Genomic DNA, 8,757 nt, shown 5'->3' on the forward strand with positions numbered 1-8,757 from the left:
GGCCTGNAGAACCGGCTGCATCTCTTGGCGCGGCGCATCGTCATCCCGCATCCGCGCGGCGGCGTGATCGACGCCACCGCACCGCTGCCGCCGCACATGCTGCAGTCCTGGAACCTGCTCGGGCTCGAGGCCGATCGTTTCGATCCGATCGAGAACGCGCCGGAGGAATAGCTTCGCGACCGTTCTCCGAGGTCCGTGGCACGATCGCAGCGCCGGCTTCTTCCGATTCCGGAAACGTCGTGGGCGTTAGATCCGTCGGGGCGCATTGCGTTGCCGCATGATATGCGCGGGGGATCAAACGGAAGTGAATATATCGCCGGCGCCTCTTTCATCGGTTCCTGATTGACAGGCGACCGTCCTTTGGCGGACGCTGCCTGCTGGGGATAGCGATCTCCCCACGAGGCGACATGCCCAAGCATCGCGTCCGCTTTTCGGAGAAGGACGCCGCATGTTTGCTGTCACCAGCCAGCTTCCGCCAAAACCCTTATCGCGCGCCTTGAGCTGCACAGGCGTTCCTCGCCCTAGCGGCGAGGCGGTCGTCCTGGCACCGGTTGCTGAAGGGTTCGCTAACACAGATATTCGCGATCTTGCCGGCTACTTCGCGGCTCTTGCTCCGCCGGAATCTTCCGCGGCAACAGCGCCCGATGATCATCCGGAGTTGACGGCGGCCGGCAAGAAAGCGGTCACGACCGGCCGTTCCGTCTCGTGCCATGGTGACAATTTTGCCGGAAGCAAAGCGGTCGAGCGTATTGCCGGTCAACGCGAGGATTATCTCGCCAAGGCACTTCATGACTACAAATCAGGTCTTCGTGTCGGTGGCGGCGTCGCCGCGATGGCCGATGTGGCCTACCAATTGAATGACCAGGACATCGCGGCACTTGCGCACTACCTCTCACGGCTCTGAGAGGATTGTCGATGATTGAGGGACACAATCCAGCGCCCTTGCTCAGTGTCGAGAACCTGACCAAGCGCTATGGGCGTGAGGGCGCTGCTATCGATCGCGTGGCCTTCTCTGCTCTGCCGGGCGAGATCCTCGGCATCATCGGTCCCAATGGCGCGGGCAAAACCACGCTGCTGGAAGCAATTGCCGGGCTGTTGCCGGTCGATTCGGGGGAGATCTTCTGGCGTGGCGAACCGCTCGGCCTCGCCCGCCGGCGCGATGCGATTTTCTATCTTCCCGACGCCGTGCGCCCGTACCGGGACCAATCGACTCTGCAAGTGCTGTCGTTCATTGCAGGCGTCTTTCGGCGATCTGATCGGGAAGTTGGCGAAGCCGTCGCCGAGCTCGGGTTGCAGCCTGCACTGGGCAAGCGCGTGTACGCTCTCTCGAAGGGGTATGCCCGCCGTCTCATGCTGGCTGTTGGGCTGCTGGCGCCGCATCCGCTCTTGCTGATGGATGAGCCGTTCGATGGATTCGATCTGCGCCAGACGCACGACATAGTCGGTGTGCTGCGCAATCAGACGACGCATGGACGCACCCTGATTCTATCCATTCATCAGCTCGCCGATGCCGAGCGAGTTTGTGACCGGCTTATCCTGCTCTCGGCAGGACGGGTGCGTGGGATAGGCAGCCTCGCCGAGTTGCGTGCGGAAACCGGGCTGCCGGCGGGATCATTGGAGGATATCTTCCTTGCAATCACGTGAGCCAAACCTGCGCGCGACTGCGTCGATCGTCCCGCTGCTCACAAAGGAGTTCGCCGAGATCGCTGCCGGACGAGCTCTCTGGACCATGCTGCTCCTCGTCTGTCCGCTCGTCGGATACAGCTTCGTCGAGGCGGTGTCGCTTTACAGCGAATCCAGCTCTGCCGCCACGCAGTCGCCGGTTCTGGCACGGAGCCTGTCGCCGCTCGATGGGGTCCTCGTCCCGACCTTCGGGTCCTTTTATGTGGCGGTGACGCTTCTGTTTCCTTTCGTGGCGATCCGGGTGCTCGGCCAGGAGAAGGAAAGCGGCGCACTCTACCTTCTGGTTCAATTGCCGTATCGATACGCGACGCTCGTGACCGCGAAGCTTTGCGCGATCCTTGCAGCCTTGTGCATGGTCAGCATTCCCGCCGTATCGGCAATCGCGATCTGGGCCATATTGGGTGGCCATTTGGCTGCGACCGAGACACTCAACCTGGTGTTTGGTCATTTGCTGTATGGCTTGTTGGTCGGTGCGGTCGGGCTATTTGCCGCCGTCATCTCTGACAGTTCGTCGACGGCCGCTATCATGGCGCTTGCGCTGACGATCGGATCTTGGGTGTTGGATTTCACGCTCGCGGGCCGCTCGGGCTTGTCGTCGTGGTTGGCCCAGATGTCGCTGACCCAGACGCTACGTCCGTTTGAACAGGGACTTCTTTCGCTTGGTCTGGTGCTTGGGATCGCCGCAGTCATCTTTGGACTGGCGACCTTGACCGTTGTGTGGCTTCCGCCTGGCGTCTCGGCCCGCGTGAAAATTGTCCGCTCCCTGTCCTGTTTGCTTGCGATCGTGCTTGCACTTGGAGTTGCGGCGCAAGTCAGGACGTCCATCGATGTCAGCGAAGATCGCCGAAACTCATTCTCATCGGCCGATGAAGCGCTGCTGGCAAAGTTTCGACTTCCCCTGATCATCTCGGTCAACCTCGTCCCGGAGGACCCGCGGTATATCGATTTGCGGCGGAACGTTCTCTCCAAGCTCGAGCGTGCGATGCCCAACGTTACGGTCGTTCTCGTGAACGGACGCCGGAGCATTGCAGAGTCATCTGACGCTTATGGCCAGATCGAATACGCATACGGGGGCCGAACTGACAGGAGCCGGTCCACCAGCCCCCGCGAGATACTGCCGCTGGTATACGCGCTTGCGGGCCTGGCACCACCGATGCCTGGATCGGGCGATGAGTATCCCGGTTATCCCCTGGTTGTGAGCGCAGACGCGGCGTTGCTCTGGTTCCTGGGGGGATTGCCGGTTCTGATTGCGCTCGCCTGGTGGTGGGCCCGTCGACTTCCTTCGATCAAACCAGCATGTCTTCATGAAGGAGGTAAGCCATGAACCGACGCAAGACTCTCGGTGCAACCCTTCTCGGGGCAATTGGGTATGCCACGCTCGCTTTTGCCGCACTGACTGCTGAGCCGATCAAAATTGATCTTTCGAATGAAACGGCCGGCGCCGAGCCGGCGTCATTCGTGCCTGTCGTCGGCTTCTGGAGGATCGAGGAGAACGCCGGAAAGAAGGTGCTCACGGTGGACGGCCGCCAGTGGAAAGAAGGCCAGTCGTCCGCGGGCATCGCCGACAAGGCACGCGCACTCTACGGCGACCGGTACGCCGAATTTCTCGACCGCATCCAGGCCTATGCCTACTACCCTTACGCGGTCGTACCGAAGATCGAGAATTTCACTGGCGGCGAAATTTCGGTGCGCTTTGAAGGCTTGTCTGGCCGCGTCGATCAGGGAGCGGGAATTCTATTCAACCTCAAACCGAACGGCGACTATCTGACAGTGCGCGCAAACTGTCTGGAGGACAATATCGTGCTGTGGAAGTTCGAAAAGGGAAAGCGCTCCTCGGTCAAGTGGGTGCGAAACACCCCGACGCCAACGCGCCAGTGGCACGACCTCAAGGTTCGGATCAGCGGTACCAAGGTCGAGGGCTATCTGGATGGCAAGCTCTACCTCGAGCACACGCTGGCAGAGCCCGTATCGGGCCGCATCGGCCTGTGGTCGAAGGCCGACAGCCACATGTACTTCGTCGACTACACCATCATCGCCAGCAACTAACGGTGTTGAAGCGAGCATCGCCAAGACATGAGGCGTCGGGCCAAGGCGCGGCGAGGCGAGCTCATGCACACCCTTGCTGGTCCGCGCAGATGACCTCTGCATTGATTTGCCGGAGCCAGACGCAGGCTGCTTCGAGGTGACCGTGGCAGGTGACAATGTGGTCCTGACGCCGAAAGGACTTGGTTCGCCCTCGGACGGCATTGTCCGGGCGATCTCCGATCCGAAGTAATTGGATTATGCCCGGAACGCGCATGCTGCTCTCCCGTTTCATGGCCTCTACTGAAGGGAAGGAGAGTCGGTTTTCCCGGATGCTCAATTCCGGAACTGCTCCAGGAATGAGCGCAAGGAATCGTGCGGCGTCTCGACGTCCCAGATAACCCAGCCGTCCGGCCCCTTGACGACGATGAAGTTCATCGTGATCCGTCGCCCCCGATTGTCGAAGGCCGCGCTGACATAGGTCCTGTCGAACTGGCGGCGCAGGATCGCGATCGCGACCGGGCCGAGCTTCCAGTTCAGGCTCTGGACCAGGAAATCATAGGGCTCGTGCTGCGGGGCGCTCCACGCCTTGGCGAGGCTTGGATCGAAAAACTGGCGCGCGGTGCCCTGATCCCGTTGCAGGCCGGCGGAGAATTCGGGCGTGCCCTGGCCGTAATGGGCATAGACGTTGCGGACCAGCGATTCCGGCGAGCTGAAGCCGGCTGAGGCGGTGGCGATGCCGGCAAGCCAAGCCAGCATGGGTAAGGTCAGGCGCATCGGCGGCTCGCAATGCTTGGATACCGTGACTATCTGATCCCAGAACATCCGAAGGTCCAAGATCATCCGATCCGAAGGCGAAATATTGCATGCGGGAATTGTTCGACGAAGTTGCCGGCCAGTCGCCGCTGGATCCCCAGGAGAAGGCGCGCGAGGCCATGCGCGGTCCCCAGCGCAAACGGTTTTACAAGCAGGCCGGGGTGAAGGAGGCCGAGGGCGGCGGCTATGCGGTCACGCTCGACGACCGGCCGATCCGCACGCCCTCCGGGCAGATCGTGGTCATCCCGGTCAAGGGCCTGGCCGAAGCCGTCGCGGCGGAATGGCAGGCGCAGGGCGAGACGCTCAATCCGCTGACGATGCCGCTGACACGGTTTGCCAATAGCGTCATGGAGGGCGTCGTCGGCCGTACCGATCTGGTCCGCGACGACATCGCCAAATACCTGCGGTCCGACCTCCTGTTTTACCGTGCCAGCCACCCGGACGCGCTGGTCCGACGTGAAGCGCAGCATTGGGATCCGGTGCTGGACTGGGCACGCGACACGTTGGCGGCGCATTTCATGATGGCCGAGGGCGTCATGCATGTCGCCCAACCCGATGCTGCCGTGGCGGCGGCCCATGCTGCGCTGCCGCGCGACGCATGGCGGATTGCCGCAGCCCATGTGGTCACCACCATCACCGGCTCGGCGCTGCTGGCCCTGGCGCTGGTGCACGGGGTGCGGGATGCCGACCAGGTCTGGGCGGCCGCCCATGTCGACGAGGATTGGAATGCCGAACAATGGGGCGCCGACGAGGAGGCGCTGGCCCGCCGCGCCGCCCGCAAGGTCGATTTCCGCGCTGCGGCGGACATCCTGCAGGCGTTGGACCGGGCCGGTTAACGCGGGGTTTAGGCCGCCCGGCTAAACTCGCCGGCGGTAACCTCGAGTGCGCGTACCATGGTTCAGAGTATCACCCCGTCACCTCCGGTGAACGGCATCCGCAGCGTCGGCACGTCGACCGCCGGCACGGCGCTGCAGGCCGGCGCCGTGCTCAGCGGCAAGGTGCAGGAGATCCTCGCTGACAATCTGATCCAGGTCGCGGTCGGCAATTTGCTGATGGAACTCGCCAGTTCGACGCCCTTGCTGCCCGGGCAGACCGTTCAGGTCGGGGTCACGCAAACCGACCAGGGCCTTCGTGTCGCACTGGTCGAGCCCGGCGCAGGCTCAGTCACCGCCGACGTGCCGACCAGTGCCACCGTGGTGAATGTCGCAGGTTTCAGTCCTCCGGCGGCGACGCCGGTCAGCGATCCGCTGACGCCGTTGGAGCGCATCGCGGTCTCCATGGCGACCGAGGAGGCGGCGAGCCATCAGGGCAGCCAGGGACAATTGTTCGCCGATCTCAACGCGGTGGCTGATTCACCCAACCTGCCGCCCGCTTTGCGTGCGGCCATCGGACAGGTGCTGGCGCAGCAGACCTCGCTCGACACCAGCTTGAGCGGCGAGGACGTTCAGAAGGCGTTCCAAGCCTCCGGTCTGTTCCTGGAAGCGTCGCTGGCATCGGAGGCGCCGCCGGCGGGTGGAGCCGTGCCCGACCTCAAGGCGGCGCTGATCGTGCTGCGGCAGACTCTGACCTCGGTGTTGCAGACCACGGGCGATGCCGCGCCAAGCGCGACCTCACCGGTGGTGACGTCTCCTTACGGGCCGGCCGCACCGCAGGCCGGCAAAGTCTCGGCGCAGGTTGTGCAGATGCCGGCGCCGTCATTGGTCCCTGATCCCGAGGGCGAAGTGATCCCGCCGGCTTCCATGCCGGGCCGTCCGCAAGCCGACGGCGCCGCGCTCGGCAATACCCTTGGTAGCGGGCTTAACAGTGGACTTGGTAGTGCCCTTGGCGCGACGCTGGTCAGCGCGCTGGCGCAGGCCAAGCCGCAGTCCCTCAATCCGGGCACCGTACTGGCGCTGCTGCAGGAGGCGCAGCAGCAGGTGCCTCGCGCGGGCGGGTTGCTGCCGGCGCGGAGCGCCGCGCCGAACGGCCGCAACGGCAATGACGTTGTCGTCCGCACCAACACGCCGCCGCCGCCGTTCCGCGGCAATCTGCCGACGCCCCAGCCGGTATCGACCCCGTCGCTCGCGCCGCAGGCGCCGCTGTCGGCGATCGCGCATCGGCTGCTCGATGAGACCGATGCCGCGCTGTCGCGACAGACTCTGCTGCAGGTGGCCTCGCTGCCGGATCGCACCGACAGTTCCGGCCCGCACACCGATGCGTCGCAGCCGCGGTGGAATTTCGAGATCCCGTTTGCGACCCCGCAGGGCACGGCAATGGCGCAGTTCGAGATCTCGCGCGACGGCGGCGGCCAATCGCCCGATGCGCCGAAACGGATCTGGCGCGCGCGCTTCTCGATCGATGTCGAGCCCGCAGGGCCCGTGCATGCGCTGGTCAGCCTGGTCGGCGAGCGCACCTCGGTGCGGATGTGGGCGGAGCGTCCGGCCACGTCGGCGCGGTTGCGCGCAGGCGTGAGCGAGCTGAGCCAGGCGCTCGCCCGCGCCGAGTTGTCGCCGGGCGACATCGTCGTTCAGGACGGCGCCCCGCCGGCGGTGACCCAGCCCAGGGCCGGCCATTTCCTGGATCGCGCGCTATGAGCACAGACGGCAAGACGCAGCTCGCGGTGGCACTCCACTACGACAAGGGCCATGGCGCGCCGCGCGTCGTCGCCAAGGGAAAAGGCGTCATCGGGACCAAGATCATCGAGGTCGCGAAGGCGCATGATATCCCGATCGAGGAGAACGAGGTCCTGGCCGGCGCGCTCTCCAACGTCGAGCTCGGCGACGAAATTCCCGAAGAGCTCTACAAGGCTGTCGCCGAGGTGCTGGTGTTCGTGCTCAAGCTCTCGCGACCGGTGGGTTAGTATCCCGATCCCAATTCGCAGGATATTGCGCGCACGCGTGACGCCACGCTGGCTTGCGACGAGCGGGTATATCGTCGCGATCGTATTCCTGATTGGAAGCAATGACATCGAGTCACTCGCGGGCACTCGACCTTGATGCAGCCATGCGGCGTGCATCAAGATCTTTCCGCATATGCAACGCGTCACCCGGTGAACAGACATGGAGATCATAGCCGATCAAGTGCGGACAGCAGTCGCTCCGCGCGTTCGACGCGGGAATTGTGCTATTGTTCGTCGGCAACTTCCTGCTCACGATCAGCTTGGGGACATTCACGTTTTTGCGAAGACGTGAAGATGAGGCCCGACGGAACTCACCCACGCGTGAACGTCTCATTGATTTGAATCAACCCGCGCCCATGATCTCCATTGCGAGCTTCCGCCGGGGGCCCAACTACGAGATCCCAGGAGTTCGCGATGATCAAGAAATTTGCCGTTGCAGCAACTGCCGTTCTCATCACAGCGTCACCTCTCGCCTATGCCGAAGAGATGTCCTCCAAGACCGTGGGACTGACGCATCCGAGCGCCGCAGACCTCAAGAGCTTGACGGATGCGCGTGTCTCGACGATCAAGGCCGCCTTGCAGCTCACATCGGACCAGGAAAAGTACTGGCCGGCCGTGGAGGATGCTATCCGCACCAGGGCGAAGAACCGGCAAGCGCGATGGGAACAGCGAGCGGAATTGCGTGAGGAGGGGGCAATGGAGGCGCTTCACGGGCGCAGTCCGATCGAGATCATGCAACATCGGGCGGACGCGCTGACTCAACGTGCGTCAGACCTCAGGAAGGTCGCTGAAGCCTGGGAGCCGCTCTACAAGACACTCAGCGAAGATCAGAAGAGGAGAATGGCCTTCGTGACGGTTGTAGCTGCGCGCGGCATGCGAGATACGATTGAACGTCGTATCGACACTGACGATGACGACGAATAAGGTCGAGCACTAGCGCGGCCAACGCAGCCACGCAGATTGCGATCCGACTGACAGACAACGTGACTAAAGCGCGATGAGATTAGGAGGAATCGTCATCGCGCTTTAGGTTATTGTTTGAGCATGATCTCCGCGCAAACGCGTTCCGCGTTTGTCGCGAGGGAAAGCCGCTTCGCACTTTTCCGGATCGTGCTCTAGGAACGTTGCTCGCGCAGCGAGCCGGGCGACGTTCCAGGCCGCAGGCTTCGGCGAGCTCCACAGAGCAAGGCGCCAGCGGTGCGCATCTTCGGCTCCGCCACGGTTTGACCATGATGTCGTCGCCAAACGTGGCGCCTTCATTCAGACCGGGACGTCCGTCGTGCTCCATCGTCGCCATGCGCTCCAGCTCATCGCCGCCGCCGGCCTGTTGCCGGCGCGCAGCTTCGCCGATGTCGCGC

General features: G+C 63.5%; 9 protein-coding genes. 8 read left to right on the plus strand and 1 reads right to left on the minus strand.

Going from position 1 to position 8,757, the window contains the following annotated elements; genetic code table 11:
- The first annotated feature begins 448 nt into the window (after window positions 1-448).
- Genes BRAS3843_RS40705 through BRAS3843_RS42150 form a run of 4 tightly spaced genes read left to right on the plus strand, consistent with a single transcriptional unit; the run spans window position 449 to window position 3,729 of the window.
- Window positions 449-904, plus strand: a complete 456-nt coding sequence (locus BRAS3843_RS40705; protein ID WP_008969622.1) for a c-type cytochrome — start codon at window positions 449-451, stop codon at window positions 902-904.
- An 11-nt stretch (window positions 905-915) separates the two neighbouring features.
- Window positions 916-1,644 (plus strand): ABC transporter ATP-binding protein, encoded by a 729-nt coding sequence (locus BRAS3843_RS14215; RefSeq protein ID WP_008969623.1) that lies wholly within the window; start codon window positions 916-918, stop codon window positions 1,642-1,644.
- The gene (locus BRAS3843_RS14220; RefSeq protein ID WP_008969624.1) at window positions 1,631-3,007 is read left to right on the plus strand and encodes an ABC transporter permease subunit; all 1,377 of its coding nucleotides are present in this window, start codon (window positions 1,631-1,633) and stop codon (window positions 3,005-3,007) included. The genes BRAS3843_RS14215 and BRAS3843_RS14220 overlap by 14 nt, the downstream gene beginning before the upstream one ends.
- Window positions 3,004-3,729, plus strand: coding sequence for a hypothetical protein (locus BRAS3843_RS42150; protein WP_008969625.1), 726 nt, complete (start codon window positions 3,004-3,006; stop codon window positions 3,727-3,729). The genes BRAS3843_RS14220 and BRAS3843_RS42150 overlap by 4 nt, the downstream gene beginning before the upstream one ends.
- A gap of 312 nt (window positions 3,730-4,041) precedes the next feature.
- Here BRAS3843_RS42150 and BRAS3843_RS14230 read toward each other — a convergent pair whose 3' ends face one another.
- Window positions 4,042-4,482: a hypothetical protein gene (locus BRAS3843_RS14230; RefSeq protein ID WP_008969626.1), complete on the minus strand. Its 441-nt coding sequence runs from the start codon at window positions 4,480-4,482 to the stop codon at window positions 4,042-4,044.
- Window positions 4,483-4,571: 89 nt separating this feature from the next.
- Between BRAS3843_RS14230 and BRAS3843_RS14235 the strand changes: the two genes are divergently transcribed.
- From BRAS3843_RS14235 to BRAS3843_RS14250, 4 genes are all read left to right on the plus strand, one after another.
- Window positions 4,572-5,357: an ATP12 family protein gene (locus tag BRAS3843_RS14235; protein WP_008969627.1), complete on the plus strand. Its 786-nt coding sequence runs from the start codon at window positions 4,572-4,574 to the stop codon at window positions 5,355-5,357.
- Window positions 5,358-5,414: 57 nt separating this feature from the next.
- Window positions 5,415-7,094 carry a flagellar hook-length control protein FliK gene (locus BRAS3843_RS14240; RefSeq protein ID WP_008969628.1) on the plus strand — a complete coding sequence of 560 codons (1,680 nt, stop codon included), beginning with the start codon at window positions 5,415-5,417 and terminating at the stop codon, window positions 7,092-7,094.
- On the plus strand, window positions 7,091-7,360 hold the full coding sequence (locus tag BRAS3843_RS14245) for an EscU/YscU/HrcU family type III secretion system export apparatus switch protein (protein WP_008969629.1): 270 nt from the start codon (window positions 7,091-7,093) through the stop codon (window positions 7,358-7,360). Before BRAS3843_RS14240 ends, BRAS3843_RS14245 begins: the two co-directional genes overlap by 4 nt.
- Window positions 7,361-7,813: 453 nt before the next feature.
- The gene (locus BRAS3843_RS14250; protein WP_008969630.1) at window positions 7,814-8,323 is read left to right on the plus strand and encodes a Spy/CpxP family protein refolding chaperone; all 510 of its coding nucleotides are present in this window, start codon (window positions 7,814-7,816) and stop codon (window positions 8,321-8,323) included.
- The last annotated feature ends 434 nt before the right edge of the window (window positions 8,324-8,757 follow it).

It is taken from the genome of Bradyrhizobium sp. STM 3843 (assembly GCF_000239815.1).
In the GTDB taxonomy this organism is placed as follows: Bacteria; Pseudomonadota; Alphaproteobacteria; order Rhizobiales; family Xanthobacteraceae; genus Bradyrhizobium.